Annotated in this window: 12 protein-coding genes and 3 pseudogenes; 8 read left to right on the plus strand and 7 right to left on the minus strand. The window is 54.5% G+C overall.

Annotated features, from left to right (window positions below):
* Positions 1 to 124 precede the first annotated feature (124 nt).
* Positions 125 to 534, plus strand: a pseudogene (locus EGT36_RS17915) (IS66 family transposase); the annotation flags it as partial.
* A 420-nt stretch (positions 535 to 954) separates the two neighbouring features.
* On the opposite strand, the gene EGT36_RS17920 reads toward EGT36_RS17915, so the two are convergent.
* The 5 genes from EGT36_RS17920 to EGT36_RS17940 all read right to left on the minus strand — a co-directional run bounded on the left by EGT36_RS17920 (position 955) and on the right by EGT36_RS17940 (position 8,806).
* Positions 955 to 3,075 carry a glycosyltransferase family 9 protein gene (locus EGT36_RS17920; RefSeq protein ID WP_125270751.1) on the minus strand — a complete coding sequence of 707 codons (2,121 nt, stop codon included), beginning with the start codon at positions 3,073 to 3,075 and terminating at the stop codon, positions 955 to 957.
* 3 nt (positions 3,076 to 3,078) lie between these two features.
* Positions 3,079 to 4,770 (minus strand): HAD-IIIA family hydrolase, encoded by a 1,692-nt coding sequence (locus EGT36_RS17925; RefSeq protein WP_125270752.1) that lies wholly within the window; start codon positions 4,768 to 4,770, stop codon positions 3,079 to 3,081.
* Between the two features lie 132 nt (positions 4,771 to 4,902).
* On the minus strand, positions 4,903 to 5,889 hold the full coding sequence (gene rfaD / locus EGT36_RS17930) for an ADP-glyceromanno-heptose 6-epimerase (protein ID WP_125270753.1): 987 nt from the start codon (positions 5,887 to 5,889) through the stop codon (positions 4,903 to 4,905).
* Complete coding sequence (gene rfaE1 / locus EGT36_RS17935) at positions 5,889 to 7,349, minus strand: D-glycero-beta-D-manno-heptose-7-phosphate kinase (protein ID WP_125270754.1); 1,461 nt, start codon at positions 7,347 to 7,349, stop codon at positions 5,889 to 5,891. The genes rfaD and rfaE1 overlap by 1 nt, the downstream gene beginning before the upstream one ends.
* 173 nt (positions 7,350 to 7,522) lie before the next feature.
* A complete protein-coding gene (locus tag EGT36_RS17940) occupies positions 7,523 to 8,806 on the minus strand; it encodes a glycosyltransferase family 4 protein (RefSeq protein WP_125270755.1) in 1,284 nt (427 codons plus the stop codon).
* 569 nt (positions 8,807 to 9,375) lie between these two features.
* On the opposite strand from EGT36_RS17940, the gene EGT36_RS17945 reads away from it, so the two are divergent.
* On the plus strand, positions 9,376 to 11,139 hold the full coding sequence (locus EGT36_RS17945; protein WP_125270756.1) for an ABC transporter ATP-binding protein: 1,764 nt from the start codon (positions 9,376 to 9,378) through the stop codon (positions 11,137 to 11,139).
* A gap of 331 nt (positions 11,140 to 11,470) precedes the next feature.
* Positions 11,471 to 12,256: a 2-keto-4-pentenoate hydratase gene (locus EGT36_RS17950; protein WP_125270757.1), complete on the plus strand. Its 786-nt coding sequence runs from the start codon at positions 11,471 to 11,473 to the stop codon at positions 12,254 to 12,256.
* An 80-nt stretch (positions 12,257 to 12,336) separates the two neighbouring features.
* Here EGT36_RS17950 and EGT36_RS17955 read toward each other — a convergent pair whose 3' ends face one another.
* Positions 12,337 to 13,242 (minus strand): LysR family transcriptional regulator, encoded by a 906-nt coding sequence (locus tag EGT36_RS17955; RefSeq protein WP_125270758.1) that lies wholly within the window; start codon positions 13,240 to 13,242, stop codon positions 12,337 to 12,339.
* Between the two features lie 184 nt (positions 13,243 to 13,426).
* On the opposite strand from EGT36_RS17955, the gene EGT36_RS17960 reads away from it, so the two are divergent.
* On the plus strand, positions 13,427 to 14,482 hold the full coding sequence (locus tag EGT36_RS17960; protein WP_125270759.1) for an aldo/keto reductase: 1,056 nt from the start codon (positions 13,427 to 13,429) through the stop codon (positions 14,480 to 14,482).
* 49 nt (positions 14,483 to 14,531) lie between these two features.
* Here EGT36_RS17960 and EGT36_RS17965 read toward each other — a convergent pair.
* A pseudogene (locus EGT36_RS17965) lies at positions 14,532 to 15,200 on the minus strand (bile acid:sodium symporter family protein); the annotation flags it as partial.
* Here EGT36_RS17965 and EGT36_RS17970 point away from each other — a divergent pair.
* From EGT36_RS17970 to EGT36_RS17985, 4 genes and pseudogenes are all read left to right on the plus strand, one after another.
* Positions 15,200 to 15,817, plus strand: a pseudogene (locus EGT36_RS17970) (glycoside hydrolase family 88/105 protein); the annotation flags it as partial. The pseudogenes EGT36_RS17965 and EGT36_RS17970 overlap by 1 nt on opposite strands.
* Positions 15,818 to 15,822: 5 nt before the next feature.
* Positions 15,823 to 17,175: a polygalacturonase PglB gene (gene pglB / locus EGT36_RS17975; RefSeq protein WP_172965665.1), complete on the plus strand. Its 1,353-nt coding sequence runs from the start codon at positions 15,823 to 15,825 to the stop codon at positions 17,173 to 17,175.
* Positions 17,175 to 18,278, plus strand: coding sequence for an ABC transporter ATP-binding protein (locus EGT36_RS17980; protein WP_125270761.1), 1,104 nt, complete (start codon positions 17,175 to 17,177; stop codon positions 18,276 to 18,278). The genes pglB and EGT36_RS17980 overlap by 1 nt, the downstream gene beginning before the upstream one ends.
* Position 18,279: 1 nt before the next feature.
* The gene (locus EGT36_RS17985) at positions 18,280 to 19,275 is read left to right on the plus strand and encodes a carbohydrate ABC transporter permease (RefSeq protein ID WP_125270762.1); all 996 of its coding nucleotides are present in this window, start codon (positions 18,280 to 18,282) and stop codon (positions 19,273 to 19,275) included.
* Positions 19,276 to 19,277: the final 2 nt, after the last annotated feature.

The following is a 19,277-nucleotide window of genomic DNA, read 5'->3' on the forward strand; positions in this document are numbered from 1 at the left end:
CCGTGACGGCTTCGATCATATGGAAGTTTCTGGTTCCAGAGCTAGGCGCAGACATAGAAGCTCACAGTTTGTGAATCGTATATCTGAATTACAGGCGAACGCTCTAACTACGCCAGATGGGGTCAGCTTGCCGCTTACCGTCGACAGTCTGCAGGCCTGGCTTCAAACCGAGCGTGCAAAACTGTCCCGCAGTTCTCCGATCGCAGAGGCGATCGATTACATGCTCAAGCGTTGGGATGGCTTCACGTCATTCCTGGAGGATGGCCGGATTTGCCTCACGAACAACGCCGCGGAGCGAGCCCTGCGAGGCTTCGCACTCGGTAGGAAGTCCTAGCTCTTCCCCGGATCAGACCGCGGCGCGGATCGTGCAGCCTTCATGGCCACGTTGATCATGACGGCAAAGCTCAACGACATCGATCCGCAGGCGTGGCTGGCGACGTTCTTGCCCGCATCGCTGACACGCCGATTATCAGGCTGGAGCAGTCGCTACCGTGGAATTGGACGCCGCCGACCGTCAACGCTCAAGCTGCCTAACCTGTGGCCTTCACCGGAGGCTTCTCCAGGGAGACGGCCGCTCTCCTCGTAGCTTGGGTCATAGGCCAGCGCAATGGTCGCTCTTGGCGCGCGATTGTCATGTCGCTTCACGTGATGGCCTCTGATCCGACTACATACGTCAACGTGTGAGCGGCACACCGCTTACGAGATAGAAGATACAGCCCGCGGCTTTAGCGCTACTGCGTGTGTCGCTGTTTGACAACAACGCTCTGCGGCTTAGTCTGTAACTTCTTCACTCTCTGGCAGATGACCTCGCCGCGAGTTTCAGGCAATCCAAGCTCGCCGAGCCTCTACGGTACCCTGACCTGAACCCTACCGGACCATTCTCGCTTTGCTTTACCTGAAGCCGCTGGAAGCTGGAAGAACATCTTATCCGTCAGCCGCAGTTGCTCCGCCGCGTCAGTGTTTTAAAAATCCAGTTTTCCCCAAACGCGAGGACTCCAACTCCTTAAAAGTCCGATAGACATCGTCTACCTCGATATCAACCATGCATTTATGTTCGGCTACGCACTCCTCAATCCGCGCAATATGACATGGAGCGCAAGCAATTGGCCGCCTTACTACGCACACGTACTGACCCATCGGCTCCCAGATGTGGTGATCAGCCACTCCACTAAAGATCACGATCGTTGGGACCCCAATCAAAGCCGAAAGGTGCGTCGCGCCCGTGTCGGTACCAATGAAAAACGCGGCTTTAGCTATTACTGAAGCCAAACTTTTTAATGGCAACTTTCCAATCAAGTCCTTTCCAGATCGTTCAGGGATAGCGCTGAATATCGCGTCGCGATACTCGGCTTCGGCGTTTCCTCCAACAACAACTATCTTGTATCCATGGTCCTGGACTAGCTTTTGCGCAAGTCGCGCGAATTTCGCGGGAGCCCATTTTTTTGCGAGTGTCCCTCCGCCGGGTGCGATTACGACATATTGCTCGAAATCGGAAAATTCGTTTGAATCCCCACTTTGAACTAGGCCGGACATAATCTGCCCCGAGTCAAAGCCCTTTAGCGAGTTCACTACGTGACTGCTTAAAAGCATCAATCGGTGGACATTATGCGCATTTTTGTACGCTCCGCGCGGCACCTCCATTTCGGGAAGCGAAATAGTAAGCGGTGTAAAAAAACGACTGGTGCCCTGGAATCCAGCCTTAATTCTCGCGCGGACAAACATTAGGAGCGGCCTAGTGTCAGGATCATGCCTCAAATCAATAGCCAAGTCATAATAACCCGTAACCAGCGTTTTTATGCGAGCGTAGTTCTCAAGCTGTGCCTTTTGTACTTCCTGAGACAGCTCCGCTGAAAATTTGAACTCAATCACCTCATGAAAATATCCACATGATCTACCTAGATCGCCGTTAGTAGGGGAACAGACCAAGGTTATTTCTGCATTGGGCCAAGCCTTTTTCAACAGATCCACTGCCGGCAGACAGAGGAAAAAATCACCGATGTGATCGAGCTTTAAGATGAGGATCTTTGGTGCGTCGGGAAATTCGCCCTCGCCCAGCGCTTTTCTGTTCTCGACTACGATGTCTTTATCTGCAGAGATCTGCCGGTAAGACGACTCTTTAACCCCTGCTATCGTCGAACCTTTTTTTTTTCTTTTTTCCTTTCTTTTCCTGACTAAAGAAACAACAAAACCGGCGAAAAGGGACCAGGGAAACGTTATGGGCAAGAATAGCGACGTTTGCTTTCGCAAAGCTAAAACGCGGCGTTCAACTTTCAAGAGACGGCGAGATGCATCTTTGGCCGATAAAGCGGTCTCGGACAATGATGCGATCATTGCTTCAGCACTTTCGGTTTGAGCTTGTAGAGCATAATGCATTTGCATCATCTCTTCGGCACCGAAAGCGGCGTTTTGTTTTACTGGCTGCGTCGAGCGCGCCTCAAGTCCAGTCAAAGAAGCGAACCGGTTAGGAATAACGATTTCATTTACAGCTCTCTCTAAATCGGCTGTTTTATGAGCGTCATAATCCGATTTTGAGCAACCTATGACTGTAACAATCCGCTCAGACGGGGCACCAAGGTCGGAATTGTTCGCGGGGACGATCGTTGATGTCGCCAAGACATGCAAGCCTGCGCAATGGAATGAGTATCTGTGGCGCCGAAATGCCTCATCCACCTCTTCTGAGCAACCGTTTGATAGTTTTTGCTCGACTATGACGGCGCCTCCTGTGCGTAGAGAGCCGGCGATTGCTTCTATGGCAGTGTGGATAGCATCAGAGTCTTCGTTAGGTGGAAACCTTCGAAATGCGACGTCGACGCATTGACTATCAATTTCCAGCCCATTGTCACCAACGTTGGCTTCGAAAGCAGTCCATCTTTCACTGTCCAAAAGCGCGAAATCGTCGTTTTCCGCACCATGCCAGCTTAACACTAATCCGGAATCACCTCGTTTTTCCAGGTTTTTCAGGATCGGCAGGTAAATATAACCAGCCAGCGACTGATTATTTTTCCATTTTTCGTAATCACTAGAGTAAGAAGTCGATTTTTCACTTTTGCTGTTTTGCAAAATCTTTTCTTTCATAATCTAGCGCTCTCCAAACTCGATTAGTTTATCCGAGATAAAATCAAGGAGATTTCTTCCAGTGAACAATTCCCCACGAATTCCAGCGGCCAATGCCGCTTGCAGGTCAGTATCTTTATCCCCTATCAGTAAACTTCGCGTTCGATCCACACTCCATCGACGCACGAGATCATCAATCATGCCCGGTGAGGGTTTACGCCAGTAATGGTCTCCACGGTACTCTTCAACAGTCGCATTTATGTGGTAAGGACAAGCGCGCTCATCATCAATGATCGCTCCGTCCTTCCGTAAAAGTTTAGACAGATGTTCTTTCAACAGAATATAGTCGAGATCGTCATAATATCCCCTCCCGATCCCAGATTGATTGGTGACGACAAAAACCTTATAACCCTTTTCCCTGAAAATGCGTATCGTCTCAGCCGCACCCGGGATTAACCGGATGTTTTCAATTTTATTTGGATAGCCTGTATCCTCAATCACTACGCCATCGCGATCCAAGAAGAGAGCCGGCGTTTGCTCTGTACTGGGATGCAGCAACCTGTCCATTTCTTCAATAGCACAAACTATGTGGTACAAAGACGATGCGGGAGAATGGTCATCGATCGGATGCCCGTATCTATCGAACCGATCGATCCAGATCCCTTTGGGTTTCGCTAGGAAAAAACTTTGGAGACCGCGAGCTGCCTCAGCCACTTTGGCGAACGCACGGTCTCGCTGTTCTGGTGTAATGGCTGTTTCCGCCATAGCGAGCCAAGCTTTTATCCGCTCGGTCTGAGGCCAAAGTCGGTATCCTTCCTCGACTGTTTCAAGTTCAAATCCCAGCCCGTTTTGAGCCAACTTGAAGGTTTCGCTGACACCTTGCTCGCCGACCTCGACCAGGCGACGCGCGGCCAACAATGCATCCTTACGGCCGACCATTCTGCCCCACTTGGTAAGAAGCCAAGCCCACTCGAACTGATGTCCCGGTTCGACCGGTGCCGCTTGCATATCCACCATGACCGACCAGTCGCGATCGAAATATTCGCGTACCGCACCGTTTGCTCCGCAAATAAACTTATCGAGACAAAGCTGGCCTGTTTCGTTAAGCATTGAGAACCATAAGTTATTATTCTTCGCTACTTGGTTTTCTACCCACGCCAGAAAGGCTTCAAATAGGTGCATATGTGGATTAGATCTCAGAGGTTCTGTCGGTGGGGCCGCCTCCTGAAATCCAGCTTCTGGATGTTTCCAGCCGGCAATCATAGCTTCCAGGCATTGCAAGGCGGCACTTGAAATCTCATCACTGTTCTCGAGGACAGTCGCTGCTGAACTTAACCCAAACAGGGCAAACGCGTGATCATATAAATCAAACGATGCGTTAACGGCACCAGACTTGATGTCGACTTTGGTTACGAGAGATCCATCTGGATTGAAGCAATTTTGTTTGAGGAACTCCCAGCCGTGACGAACCACCGCCTCTGCATCCCCAGCCCAGCCCATCTTTTTCGCCACTGAGAAGCTATAAATCTGGCGGCAAACAACTCTGGTTCTGCGTGCCTCCTCAATCGGCAGTCCGTCTTTTGAGATTTTCTCAAAAAAACCTCCATTTACGTCGTCTCGGCCGACAGAGGACCAGAGGGGGAATGCCGAGTCGAACAACCAACGTTTAAGATTGAGATATTCGTTCTGCGCGGACTCAAAACCCGGCTGCCTCATTACGGTTCTTCCTGAAATAGTGAGGGCAACGATCGATAAGTAATCGGACCCTTTTTGCAGCTAACTGCGGTCAAACTGCAAATACGATTCGACCGGACCATTCTTTATTGGCTTCCCGACCTTGAGTCACCATCACCGGTACTTGTCGTCATGGCGCAAGTAAGAGTTAATGTAGTCATTCAGCCCCTCTTCGAGAGTGGACTGTGGACCGTTATATCCCGCCGAAGCAACCTTCGACATGTCTGCCTCAGTAAAATATTGATACTTATCGCGTATAGACTGGGGCATGTCGATAAATTTAATCCTCAGTTTCTTGCCCATCAACCATGCCATCACGTGCACGATATCGGCAAAAGAACGAGCTTTGCCAGAACCACAATTAAAGATACCACTGTGCTGCGGATTATTTAGGAGCCAAAGGATCAGTGCTGTGCAGTCTTTGACATAGACAAAATCGCGCCGCTGCTCCCCATCGCCGATGTCGCTCCTGTAGGACTTGAATAGAGAAACCTCGGTCGTCGTCTGGACGGCGTCAAAAAGCTTGCAAGCCACACTGCGCATGTCGTCTTTATGGTATTCGTTTGGGCCGTAGACATTAAAGAACTTCAACCCTACCCATTGCGGCGGCGCTTTCTCACCTCTGGCAACGCGCTCGACGAAAATATCGTCGGTGGTCTTTTTACTCCAGCCGTAAGCGTTTAGAGGCGATAGCGCCGCGCGAGCTGAAGAAGACTCGTCATCAATGAATCCACTTTCGATGCCGCCATAAGTCGCGGCGGACGAAGCATATATAAACGGGACGCCATGCTCTGCGCACCAGTCCCACAACATCACCGAATAGTTTATGTTAAGCTCGATCAGCCGATCTACATTGACTTCCGTGGTCGCGGAAATAGCGCCCATGTGAATGACAGCTTTTACCTCAGCTTTTAAACGACCGAGGTAACCATCCAAACCGTCCGGAGAAACGTAACCAGCGATGTTCCTTTTGGCAAGATTGCGCCACTTGTCACCAGTACCGAACCAGTCGACGACGACTATAGGTCCAAGTCCTGCTTCTTCCAAATCAGCGACGATATTGGACCCAATAAATCCGGCAGCGCCTGTCACAATATACATTAGTCCGTATTTTCCTTACTACGTGCGATCGTCGCTGTTGTGCTTTTTCCAGCGACTATTTCGAAAGTGATAACGCGACCACCATCGGCCATTACGATATCCGCGCCTACGATCTTATCAATCGAGTAATCGGCACCTTTGATCAGCACGTCGGGACGCACTTCCTGAATGACTTCGAGCGGTGTGTCTTCGTCGAAAATCACGACTGCATCGACAAAAGCAAGCGCACCTAAAAGCTCTGCTCGGTCTTTCTCAGTATTGATCGGTCGCGAAGGGCCCTTCAACCGCTTCACGGAACTGTCAGCGTTTACACCGACAATAAGGCGATCGCAATTCTCTCGTGCGAACTGTAGTAACCTGATGTGTCCTACGTGCAATAGATCGAAACATCCGTTCGTGAAACCAATCTTAAGATCATCGGCGCGCCACTCCTCCGTCAACGACTGGAGGTATTCTCTTTCAAACAATTTGTCGGAGGGGCTCACTTCCCCGGACGACGTATCGTGTGACAGCGCACTTCTGAGCTCCGCCGCGGAAACGGTAGCTGTGCCTTTTTTGCCAACGACAATACCAGCAGCAGCATTTGCGATGCGCGCAGCATCGACGCGAGAAGCGTGTGAGCCGACGCCCACAGCAAGCGTTGCTATTACTGTATCTCCAGCACCGACCACATCAAAAACTTCTTTTGCCTCAGTACGGATATGGAACGGTGGATGGCCTTGTTCAACGAGAGTCATGCCCTTTTCGGCGCGTGTGATGAGAACCGCCTCGATATCGAAACGCGATAAAATCAGTTCGCCCGCCAATTCCGCTTCTTGGTCGGTCTCAGGCCAAATCCCGGTAACTGCTTGTGTTTCCTTTTGATTAGGGGTCACGACCGCAGAGCCAGCATAGCGGGACAAGTCGGACGTCTTCGGGTCAACGATAACCGGTTTTCCCTGAGAACGACAGGCAGCAATTACAGCTTTCACAACTCGTTCGGTAAGTAAGCCTTTTGCATAGTCGGAAAGAATGACGACGTCATGCGCCGGTATCATCGAAGCCGCACTCGCTATTACTTTGTCTTCTTCAACCGTTGAAATGGTTGACGCGTCCTCGAAGTCAACGCGTAGCATTTGCTGACCGTGCCCCAAGAAACGGGTTTTTATTGTCGTTGGTCGTTTCTCCAGCAGCACAAACTCGGCAGAAATACCTTCGACCTTATCCAACAAACCATGGAGTTTCGCTCCGTTGCTGTCGTTTCCCACAACTCCTATCAGTGTGCAGTTTGCCCCAAGCGAGGAGATGTTGCGCGCGACGTTCGCGGCGCCGCCAGCAAAATATTCCTCAGAACGCGCGCGCATCACAGGAACAGGACCTTCCGGGGAAATCCGACCGACATCACCCGAGACAAAGCAATCCAGCATCACGTCACCGATGCATAGAACATTCACCTCAGAAAATCGCAAATAGTCCATCATCAATTGTCACTCGTCTCTCGCTGACATGATATGACTCACTAGGAAAGCAAAAGCCAACGCTAAGAAGTCAATCGAAATTTGTTCACTCGGGCGTTAGCTAGCAGGACCTCGGCTTGGCAGCCTATATTTGATCACTCATCGGCTTCCTCAACAGCGCTATTAAACACCTAACATCAAGTTCTTCCGACCTCGCGGACCGTCGATATCGCGCTTAGAATATCGCTTGCAACGTCCTTCCATGTTCGCATCGCAGGACGCGAACGCTGAATTGATCGTTTCAAATCATCGTATTGCTGAGGATCAGCCTGCAGAATCTGAATTTGGGCTGCAAGCTCTTCTGGCTTTTCAGGATCGAAATACCGCGCTAATTCGCCGCCAGCCTCTCTTAATGCTGGGACGTCTGCGGCCAGAGCAGGCGTTCCGCACCAAAGAGCTTCACTGACAGGCAATCCCCAACCCTCCATCCGACTTGGAAGAACGAGAGCATACGCACGCTCGTAGAGTTCTCGCAATTCAGATTGATTAGGGTTGTAAACGAAGTGGAATTTTCCGCGGAGCGGCTTAAACCGCTCTTTCTTCAGAAACTTCTCAACTCGCTTGCGCCGAGCGCCAGCTAAAACCAAATCGGGGACATAGACGCCCTTCTCGTGTAACGCAAGCATTGCCTCGACAACGCATTCTAGATTTTTTCTCCCATTATAGATTCCAACGCAAAGGAGAAACGGGGTCGGCGGTCCTCGCTTTACTATAGCTTCGTTAGTAGCGCGCAGCTCGTTGCATAGAGGAATTGGAACAACTTCTGAAACGGCAGGCAAGGTTCCTACCTCAGAGAAATGCTTCACCTCGTTAGCGGTAAACACCGAGTTCGTTAGCACCAATGAGGAAGCGCTTATGGTGACTTTGTTGTCGTGAATGAAATTTCTCGGAAAAGAAAACTGGTTGCGGTGCGTAAAATCATGCAAAGGGATCATATCGTGAAGAAGCGGGACGAAGACAGGACGCGTTCCGCTTTTTTCAAGAGCCATTAAGTAATCAGACATGATTTTGGGTCGACCAAGCGCAACCAATAGCTGTCCGTTCAGATCAACGTCAACTGCCGCCCCAAGCGGCACCGTCGCCCATCTCTTTTTATTACGATACTGCACTATACTACGCGCCACCGTATAAAACGCACTCTTAATTAAATTCTTATCGTAGAGATTTTGACGCAAACGTAGCGGGGTAGCAGAGGATGGAATATTTGGGTCAAGCACACCTGTGGGTGACAAATCGCCCGTTCGGGGGAAGACTTCAAAAAAGCGTTCGTGGAAAGGTGAATAAATCACGTAACGAATTGAACTGTCAATTTTTGTCAATTCGTAAGCGACTTCCATCACGGTCCTCGCGATACCGTAATACTTGAATTTGACTCCAGAGTTGAGGTAAAGCTCCGATAAATCAAAAAAAACGTCGCTCATCGTTGACCGGCCTGCCTTGAAGTAGCCCGACGATCACATCGGGGATAAAAACTGCAAAATCTCCACAGTCAGCGACTCAGCTCACGGTACTGATCGTCAATCTAAACGCCTCAAGCGACCGCAGATAGTGCGCCTGTATAGATTTCAGGCCACGCGGTTGTCAATTGACGCTGCTACCCTAACTTTTAGCACTGATACATCGAGGCAGCTTTAACAAGCGAAATTCTCGGTCTGCCCTCCAAGGGGATTTAACCAGGTTTTGTCCCACCCCAGCGGCACTTCTGGAACTTAATTGATCAATAACGATTGATTTCTCATTGAAATCAATCGCTCGATTGGCCCAGACGAAGCCTATTATTGACACTTTGGATGCCTGGGCTTATTGGCATCTTCTCATTCAGTCGGAAAGCGACGGGCAAGCTCCCGCCCATTTTACCAACGCTTGTGGTAGAGATCATTGAGTTATCGCGGCAAGGAATGGATACTGAGAAATTGTGTCCCTTTGGTTCACATTGCTGCCGTTGGTTATTGGGAATATGTGAGCGTCGACGTTAAATAAGGATGTTTCTGTGATCGGATCGTTTTTGTCGGCAAACGACAAGAAGTTGCTGACGCGACTTTTTAGAGAAAACTTTAAAAAGCATGTCGGTTGGTACTCATCTGCCATAGCTGCGATGGTGGTTGTTGCCGCGATGACTTCTTTAAGCGCTTGGATCATGCGCGACATTGTTAACAGTGTTTACATGAAAAAGGGCTTCGATGTAGTTCTACAAATAGCGTTTGCCGTGGCGGCAATATTTATTGTAAAGGGCCTCGCTACTTTTGTTCAGAGCTATTATCTGAGCAAGGCGGGCAACAGTATAGTGGCGGAGCAGCAGCGCAAAATTTACGATCGGCTTTTAAAGCAAGGCGTCTCTTTTTTTCAGAATTTGCCCTCTTCAGAGCTTCTTATACGAGTGACTTATAACGCCCAGGCTGCGCGGAACGTTATAGATACTATTGTTACATCTTTCATAAGGGACCTGTTTTCTCTGCTTGGCCTGATTATCGTGATGTTTGCCCAGAACTTTCTTCTGAGCGCAATTTCCATGATTATTGGTCCCTTAGCAATTTTCAGCGTCCGGCTTGTGCTCCGTCGCGTCCGAAAAATCATGGAAGCCGAACTCGCGTCTCTCGGCGAAATCGTCAACGTCGTCCAGGAGACCAGCATCGGTGTACGCGTCATCAAGGCGTTCTCGCTCGAGAAATTGATGCGTCAACGCATGAATAGAGCGGTTAGCGACGTTGAGCAGCGTGCGAACGGAATCGCGAAACTCGAAGCCGCGACTAGTCCGATTATGGAGACTTTGTCGGGCCTGGCGATAGCTGTAGTCATTGCCGTTTCCGGTTACACTGTGTTGGAAAAAGGGGGCTCCCCCGGTGATCTGATGGCATTTATTACAGCACTTCTCTTAGCCTATGAACCTGCCAAGCGATTGGCACGAATGCGAGTCCAGATCGAAAGTGGCATGATCGGCGTCCGTATGATGTTCGAGGTCCTTGATGCCCCTCTGACGTTGACCGAGAAAAAAGAAGCAGTCGCGCTTCCTAAGGCAAGTGGCGATGTCGAACTCAAGAACGTCAGCTTCGAGTACGTTCCCGGCCAACCGGTTCTCAGGGATGTAAGCGTCCTTTTCGAAGGAGGCAAAATGACTGCGCTGGTGGGCCCTTCCGGCAGCGGCAAATCTACCATAATAAACCTCATGATGCGCCTTTACGACCCGCAGAACGGCTCCGTTGAAATCAATGGCACCGATCTGCGTGATGTTTCCTTTGCCAGCCTGCGCGAACATGTTTCTTACGTGGGCCAGGAAACCTTCCTGTTCTCTGGTACCATCAGGCACAACATCTCGGTCGGTCGTGACAATGCGACGGAGGAAGAGATCATCGCTGCCGCCAAGGCGGCGAATGCGCATGATTTCATCATGAAGATGCAGGACGGCTATGACACCAAGCTCGGAGAGAACGGCTCCGGCCTGTCCGGTGGCCAGAGACAGCGTGTGGCTATTGCTCGTGCAATGCTGCGAGACGCGGATATTCTGATTCTCGATGAAGCGACGAGCGCGCTGGATTCTGAGTCGGAAGCTCTTGTCCGCGACGCCTTGGAGCGCTTGACGTTTAACAAAACCTCTATCGTCATCGCTCACCGTCTTTCCACCATCAATCGCGCCGACAAGATCGTCGTCATGGACAACGGTGAAGTGGTCGAACAGGGCAGCCGGCGTGAATTGTTGGCCAATGACGGTCTCTACAAGCGCCTCCACAGCATCCAGTTTGAAGCGGACGTCGCGTAATCAAAGAAGGAGATCGAGCGGCAATGCCGCTCGACTTTACTTCTCTTAAAGAAAAGATGATTGGAACGCATTCGCCACGACGCGATTTGTGGTTTGCGTGCTTCTCTCGTCAAAACGGCACGATCCACCGTTGTTCTGCCCGCCCTTAGGCCTGCAAGAATGATGATTGGCCGGCTGCCTCATGTCGTTGAAAAATGTCGTCACTAATCCGCAGCGATGCTCAAGAATAGCCCTCCGCGAAATCGGAGACCAACTGGGCATTGATGGCCTTGGCACTGCGTCTACTCGTGACAGCATCTCGCGCATGAGATCATCAGGAGACATGAGCGGAATGACGGCAATCGGAAAACTGGCAGAGAATTTTGCAGAGGCAAGTCGAGAGGGCGCGAGAATTCCTCTGGCAGAGCTTGAGGCCGAGGGTCTCGTTCCCGGCACCCTTTCAGAGGCCATGGCGGTTCAGCGGGCTTTTGCTGCAAACTGGGCAACGCCGGTCGCCGGCTGGAAACTGGCGATCCGGCCGGATGGCGGGTCTGTTGGGGCACCGATTTTCGATTGTGTTAGTGTCGACTACGCCAATCTCGCTTCTTTTCCTGAAGATGGCACCGAAGGTGTCGAAGTCGAGATTTGCTTCACGCTTTCCGCCGACATCCCTGCTTCAACCGCTGGGCGGATGACAAGGACCGACCTAGCAGGATTTATCGACAAGGTTCACCTTGGCGCCGAACTCCTTCGCTACAGGCTGGTGGAGAAAAATCAGGTGCCGTTTCCGCTTTTTCTCGCGGATCGCCTCGCCAACCACGGCTTCGTCATCGGCCCGGAACTGGACGAAGGCATCGTGGAGGTCTTTACCGGGAACGGCGAGAACCTGCCGCACCTAACCGTTAGCGAGGGACCGGTGTCGATGTTCGACGCCAAGGGAAAGCATCCGAATGGCGATCCGCTTGCGCCGCTTGTCGCCTTCGCCAATTCGGCATTCAACACCGGCGACATGCTGAAGGCTGGCAATGTCGTGACGACGGGTAGCCTTTGCGGTGCGATACCAAGCACACTTGCTGGCGAGACGCGTATAAGGCTGGAATCGGCTGGTGCTTTCACGCTCTCAGGGCCGAAACGATAGCCTTCGCTCCTCAGGCTGCTACCGTTTTCCAGCAGTCTGAGGCCTTAATTCCACTCACGCCTTTTGTGGCACGCGGAACGTCACTTCACCCGCCCATACTCGCCGAGAAAATCGAGCAGCGCCCGAATACGTGCCGGAAGCGGTCCCCGTTGGCCGACATAGACGGCATGAAACATCTCCGTTTCACCCGTATCGAGATGATCGAGGACCGGTATCAGACGGCCGGCGGCGATATCCTCCCGCACGGTAAAAGCCGCAAGGCGAACCAGACCGACACCGGCAAGGGCAAGTCGGCGAAGCCCTTCGCCATCGCTCACCTGCACGCGTCCGGTGGCCGGAATAACGACGGTCTTTCCGGCGTCCCGCAACGGCCAGCCGTCGATCGACCGGGCGTAGCCGAATCCAAGGCGGTTGTGATCTTCGAGATCGGTTATTGTCTGCGGCGTGCCATGACGCTCCAGATAATCCGGGGAGGCGGCGATGATCATTCTCGTCTCACCGAGCTTGCGAGCGACAAGCGTTGAGCTTTTTAACGGTCCCGCGCGCACCGCCACATCCGTACGTTCCGCAAGCAGGTCGACCACCATATCCGTCTGGACGATATCAAGCGTAATGCCTGGATGGAGCGCCAGAAACCGTGGCAGGATGGGTGCAAGAATATGCGCTGCATAGGATGCGCTGGTGTTGACCCGCACGCGGCCGAGAGGCCGTTCACCTTCCCCGGCGGCGCGTTCGGCCTCTTCAAGATCGGCGAGGATACGGGTGGCCCGCTCATAGAAGGCGCAGCCCTCGGGGGTGATCTGAAGCTGACGGGTGGAACGGTTGAGCAGGCGCGCACCAAGGCGGCTTTCCAGCCGTGCGATCAGCTTGCTCACGGCGGAAGGCGTCATGTTAGCCGCAGCCGCCGCGCGGGAAAAACCACCAAGCTCTATGACCCGTACGAAGATCTCCATCTCCCCTGCCCGGTTGGTCTCCAATCGCGCCATTATGACTTCATCTAACAAGTGATAATAGTTTCGGCATTCTATTTCATTGAAGAGCAGGCGTCTATCTTACGACAGCGATTGTAACACACCGCAGTCTTCATCTGTCAGATCACGAATGGACGGGCAGAAGGCCACGCCGCGACGCGCCGCCCACGACCATTTCGAAACAACAAAGGAAAGTCTCATGGAATATCGCCAGCTTGGCAAATCCGGTCTGAAAGTGCCGGTCGTGAGTTTCGGCACCGGAACCTTCGGCGGCTCCGGCCCGCTCTTCAGCAACTGGGGCAATTCAGATGCGGCAGAAGCCCGACGCCTGATCGATATCTGTCTGGAGGCAGGCGTCAACCTCTTCGATACCGCCGATGTCTATTCCAATGGCGCGTCTGAGGAAGTGCTCGGCGAAGCGGTGAAGGGAAGGCGCGACAGCGTTCTCATCTCAACCAAGACCAGCCTGCCGATGGGTGACGGGCCGAACGAAGCCGGCTCGTGCCGTTTCCGGCTGCTGCGCGCGGTGGATGACGCCCTGCGCCGCCTAAAGACCGACTATATCGATATCCTTCAGCTCCACGCCTACGACGCCTTCACGCCGATTGACGAGGTGCTCTCGACGCTCGATACGCTCGTCCGGTCAGGCAAAGTGCGATATACCGGCGTCTCGAATTTTTCCGGCTGGCAGATCATGAAATCGCTGGCGGTCGCCGATCGATATGGCTGGCCGCGTTATGTGGTTAATCAGGTCTATTATTCCCTGATAGGCAGGGATTACGAGTGGGATCTGATGCCGCTCGGCGCGGATCAGGGTCTTGGCGCAATGGTCTGGAGCCCGCTTGGCTGGGGGCGGTTGACGGGAAAAATCCGTCGCGCCGCGCCGCTGCCCGAAGGTAGCCGCCTGCATGAGACTGCCAGCTTCGGCCCGCCGGTGGACGATGAACATCTCTACCGCGTGATCGATGCGCTCGACGCTGTTGCGGAAGAAACCGGCAGGACGGTGCCGCAGGTCGCCCTCAACTGGCTGCTCCGACGCCCGACTGTTTCCACGGTCATCATCGGCGCGCGCAATGAGGAGCAGCTTCGCCAGAACCTCGATGCCGTGGGATGGGAACTGACGTCCGCACAGGTAGCGAAGCTGGACGAGGCAAGCGGGACGACTGCTCCCTATCCGCATTTCCCGTATCAGCGCCAAGAGGGCTTTGCCCGGCTTAATCCACCGGCCGTAGCACGTCGAACTATGCCGTTCTAAGGCAGGGTCAGGCCGCCTGAACTACAGGCGGCCTGACAAATGCGGAGCTTCAGACGGTTTTGTTGGCGGAGCCTGCGTCCACCCGGCCCGAAAACCAGTTCGCCAGGATTGCACCGGATATATTGTGCCAGACGCTGAAAATGGCGCTCGGAACCGCGGCGAGAGGCGAAAAATAGGCCGTTGCAAGTGCCGCGCCAAGGCCCGAATTCTGCATGCCGACCTCTATCGCAATGGCCTTGCGCTTGGCAAGCGACAGGCCCGTTGCCTTTGCCGCGAGGTAACCGAGGAGATAGCCAAGGCCGTTGTGCAGCACGACGACGGCAAAAATCATCAGGCCGGACTGCGCGATGGACGCCTTCGATCCTCCCACCACCGCCGCGACGATGAGGACGATGCCAATGACGCTGACGAGTGGCAACGCCGGTACGGCGGTTTTGACAAGGCCGGGCAGCAGCTTTTGCAGGGCGGCACCCAGCGCCAGCGGAACCAGAACGACCTTGACGATGCTGAGGAACATGGCCCAACCGTCGACGGGCAGGAACTGGCTTGCGAACAGCCAGACTAGGAATGGCGTCACCAGCGGCGCCGCGAGCGTGGTGACCGAAGTGCAGGCAACGGACAGCGCGACATCGCCCTTGGAGAGGTAAGTCATGACGTTGGAAGACGTGCCGCCCGGGCAGCAGCCGACCAGAATGACGCCAGCCGCGACTTCCGGCGGCTCGCGCCGGCGTTGTCTGCAAACGGCAGGACTGGATCGACGAGGCCGTCTACCAGTTCATGATCCATGCGCGCTATCTCTCCGACCCCGTCACCGGGCTCTGGTATCACGGCTGGACCTTCAACGGCCGCCACAATTTTGCGGATGCCTTCTGGGCGCGCGGCAATTCATGGATCACTGTCGCCATCCCCGAACTCTTTGAACTGGTGCCGACACTCTCTGGAAAGGACAAACGTTTCCTCGCCAACGTGCTTTCAAGCCAGGTGCGGTCGCTGAGAAAATACCAGCGTGAAGACGGCATGTTTCATACGCTGCTCGATGATCCGACCTCGCCGGTCGAGACTTCGGCAACGGCCGGCATCGCCTATGGTATTTTGCGCGGTATCGAGGCTGGCATTCTCGGTGAAGAGAACCGTCCGCATGCGGACCGTGCGCTGAAAGCCGTGCTCGGCAATATCGATGACGAAGGCGTTGTTCACGGTGTTTCCGACGGCACGCCGATGGGCCACGATCTCGATTTTTATCGCCGCATTCCTAATCTGCCCACACCCTACGGACAGGCGCTGACGATGCTGCTTTTGATCGACGTTTTCTCGAAAAGGCCAAAGGCATCGTGAGCATCATGAACATCAGTCAGGACATCACAGTTGCGCCCAGTGGCCTCGATGCCACGGCGACCATCCAGCAGGCCATCGACGCCGTTTCATCAGCAGGTGGCGGGCGCGTATCTCTTTCGGCCGGACGACATGTCAGCGCCGGCCTTCATCTCGAAAGCGGCGTTGAACTGCACCTTGCCGCTGACGCGGTACTCGCCCCCGTTTCCGATTACGACGCTTACGCGCTGACCCGGGTTTCGGTGATTGCCGAAGACTCCGATCGCGGCATGATTATCGCCAAGGGCGCGCACGACATCGCCGTCACGGGTCCGGGCCGTATCGAGGCAGGCGGTGAAAACTTCATCATTGGCGACGACACAGCCATGGGCACCTATATCCCGGCAAAAAAACGCCCGCGCGTGATGGTGCTGGAAGCCTGCCGGAACGTGCGCCTTGAAAACCTGCACGTCAGTGGCTCCCCCATGTGGACGCTGCATATGGTCAATTGCGAGGACCTTCATTTCCGCAATCTGCGCATCGAAAACGACCGCCGCCTGCCAAATACGGACGGGATCGTGCTGGATGCCTGCCGCCGCGCGCTGATCGAGGATTGCTTTATCTCGACGGCCGATGACGGCATCTGCCTCAAGACCAGTGCCGGGCCGGATGGCAAGGCGGTGGGCGTGTGCGCCGATATCACGGTTCGCCGCTGCACCGTTTCCAGCATGAGCTGCGCGCTGAAGCTCGGCACCGAATCCTTCGGCGATTTCACTAATGTGGTGTTCGAAGACTGCAAGGTGGTGCAGTCAAATCGCGGCATGGGTCTTTTCTCCCGTGATGGCGGCGCCATGCGCAACATCCGCTTTTCACGCATCGAGGCCGAGTGCCATGAAACGCCGGGTGGTTTCTGGGGTTCTGGCGAAGCTGTCACCGTCACTGTCGTTGACCGCCGCCCCGAACGGCAGGCAGGCAGGGTGGACAATCTTGTTATCCAAGATTTGAGCGGTTCGATGGAGGGTGCAATCAACCTCGTATCCACCTCGGCAGCCGGCATTCACAATGTCAGGCTTGCGCGCATCACGTTGGCGCAGGAACCCGGCAAGCTCGGCACCGGCCTGCAATATGACCTACGTCCCACCAATGCCGATATTGCGCCAAGCGCCGATGCGGCCGGCCGCGCCAATGCCTGGACCCAGGACGCACATGGCCGGATCGTCGGTATGGAGGATTATCCGGGCGGCATGCCCGCGATCTATCTCGAGGGCGTTCACGGTTTTTCGGCTGACGATGTCGCCATCAAAAGAGCAATGCCCTTGCCCGAGGGTTGGAACAGCCAGGAGATCGTCGCGACGGCGAGCTCGGTTGAAGGGAGCAGGTGATGGGAAGTCTGAAACTCGAAAACCTCAACAAGGCGTTCGGCGCCGTTCACGTCCTGCATGATATCGATCTCCAGATCGAAAACGGCGAATTCGTCGTTTTCGTCGGCCCGTCGGGCTGCGGAAAATCGACGCTGCTGCGCATCATCGCCGGTCTTGAGGACGTCACGTCAGGCAGCATCGCCATCGGAAATCGCGATGTCAGCGCACTGTCGCCGGCAGAACGCAAGATCGCCATGGTCTTCCAGTCCTACGCGCTTTATCCGCATATGAGCGTGCGCAAGAACCTCGCCTTCGGCCTGGAAAACCTGCGCTTCAAGCGGTCGGAAATCGAAAACCGCATCAACGAGGCGGCGCGTATGCTCGCCATCGAACCCTATCTCGACCGCAAGCCGAAACAGCTTTCCGGCGGCCAGCGCCAGCGCGTCGCCATCGGCCGTGCCATCGTGCGCGAACCTGACATCTTCCTGTTCGATGAGCCGCTGTCGAACCTCGATGCGGCGCTACGCGTGCAGACGCGCGCCGAAATCACCCGCCTGCATCGCGATATCAAGACAACTATGATTTATGTCACCCATGATCAGGTGGAAGCCATGACCATGGCCGACAAGATCGTGGTGCTGCGCGCCGGGCGCATCGAACAGGTGGGCAGCCCGCTCGAGCTTTTCGACAATCCGCGCAACCTCTTCGTTGCCGGCTTCCTCGGTTCGCCGCGCATGAACATGCTAAAGGGCACAATCACCAAGGCCGAGGACGGCAGCATTGCCATCGATGCCGGCCATGGCGTGGCGCTCCCCTGCCTTGTCGATCCGGCAACCGTCAGTCCCGGGCAGGCCGTTCTGGCGGGCATCCGACCCTCGCATTTCACCATCGCGGATGCCGGCCTGCCCTTCGAGGTGCAATACCACGAAAGCCTCGGCACCGAGACCTATCTCTACGGTAATATCAAGGGTGAGAAGGACCAGATCATCGTGCATCAGGCCGGCCATTTCGCGCCCGCCTCCGGCGCGGTGCTCAAAATCATGCCGGCACGTGAGAAGGTCCATGTCTTCGATCCCGCCACCGAACTGGCGCTGCCGCGCCTAACGGGCGAAGGGAGAGGGTAGCATGGCCAATCCGACCCTTGCGAGACTGTCCGACCGCGCGCTCGACGCCGTGATGGCGATTGCCGAGGCGCCGCTCAACTTCATCGAGCGGCTGATCGGCAAAAGGCGCATGCCCTATATCTTCCTGATGCCGAACCTCATTCTTTTTGGCATCTTCACCTTCCTGCCGATTGCGATTGCGGTCGGCTATGCCTTTACCGGCGGCACCGAACTTTTGATCACCGACCGCCCCTTCGTCGGTTTCGAAAATTTCGGCAAGCTGCTGGATTGCCAGAGCTATATGGACCCCGGCAGCTGCCGAGAATCGCTGTTCTGGACGGCGATCTGGAACACGCTGTGGTTTGTCGGCTTCAATGTCATCGCCACTTTGCTTGTGGCGCTCATCACCGCCCTCATCCTCAACCGGGCGATTGCCGCGCGCGGTTTCTTCCGTGCCATGTTCTTTTATCCCGTCCTGCTGTCGCCCGTCGTCATCGGCCTCATCTGGAAGTGGTTTCTGGACCGCAACGGCCTGCTCAACGCCTTCTTCCAGATGCTGGGCGTGCCGCCGGAAATCTTCCTGCTGGATGTCGGCTGGTCGCGCTTTTTCGTGGTGGTCGTTTCGGTCTGGTTCCACATGGGCTTTTATACGCTGATCCTGCTCGCCGGCCTTCAGGCCATCCCGAAGGATCTCTACGAAGCCGCCGCCATCGATGCCGCCTCGCCCCGGCGCAGGCTTTTGCGCATCACCCTGCCGCTTCTCGGCCCCAACCTGCTCGTCGTGCTCATCCTGTTGATGATCCGCTCGGTGCAGATATTTGATGAAGCCTGGGTTCTGACGAATGGCGGCGGGCCAGGTACGGCCAATACGTTTGTGGTGCAATATATCTATCAGATGGCCTTCGGCAGCGATCTCAGGCTATTCGGCCTTGCCTCCGCCGCGTCGGTGCTGATGGGCCTTGTGCTTCTTGCGCTCACCCTCGTGCAATTGCGCCTCGGCAAAAAGATGGAGTCCTGACC

It is taken from the genome of Agrobacterium sp. FDAARGOS_525 (assembly GCF_003938925.1).
In the GTDB taxonomy this organism is placed as follows: domain Bacteria; phylum Pseudomonadota; class Alphaproteobacteria; order Rhizobiales; family Rhizobiaceae; genus Agrobacterium; species Agrobacterium pusense.

Coding starts and splice junctions, on each gene's coding strand:
- pglB (WP_172965665.1), top strand. CDS start 15,823: ATGAACATCAGTCAGGACATCACAGTTGCGCCCAGTGGCCTCGATGCC.
- EGT36_RS17950 (WP_125270757.1), top strand. CDS start 11,471: ATGACGGCAATCGGAAAACTGGCAGAGAATTTTGCAGAGGCAAGTCGA.
- EGT36_RS17920 (WP_125270751.1), bottom strand. CDS start 3,075: ATGAAAGAAAAGATTTTGCAAAACAGCAAAAGTGAAAAATCGACTTCT.
- rfaD (WP_125270753.1), bottom strand. CDS start 5,889: ATGTATATTGTGACAGGCGCTGCCGGATTTATTGGGTCCAATATCGTC.
- EGT36_RS17925 (WP_125270752.1), bottom strand. CDS start 4,770: ATGAGGCAGCCGGGTTTTGAGTCCGCGCAGAACGAATATCTCAATCTT.
- EGT36_RS17955 (WP_125270758.1), bottom strand. CDS start 13,242: ATGGCGCGATTGGAGACCAACCGGGCAGGGGAGATGGAGATCTTCGTA.
- EGT36_RS17985 (WP_125270762.1), top strand. CDS start 18,280: ATGGCCAATCCGACCCTTGCGAGACTGTCCGACCGCGCGCTCGACGCC.
- rfaE1 (WP_125270754.1), bottom strand. CDS start 7,349: ATGATGGACTATTTGCGATTTTCTGAGGTGAATGTTCTATGCATCGGT.
- EGT36_RS17940 (WP_125270755.1), bottom strand. CDS start 8,806: ATGAGCGACGTTTTTTTTGATTTATCGGAGCTTTACCTCAACTCTGGA.
- EGT36_RS17980 (WP_125270761.1), top strand. CDS start 17,175: ATGGGAAGTCTGAAACTCGAAAACCTCAACAAGGCGTTCGGCGCCGTT.
- EGT36_RS17960 (WP_125270759.1), top strand. CDS start 13,427: ATGGAATATCGCCAGCTTGGCAAATCCGGTCTGAAAGTGCCGGTCGTG.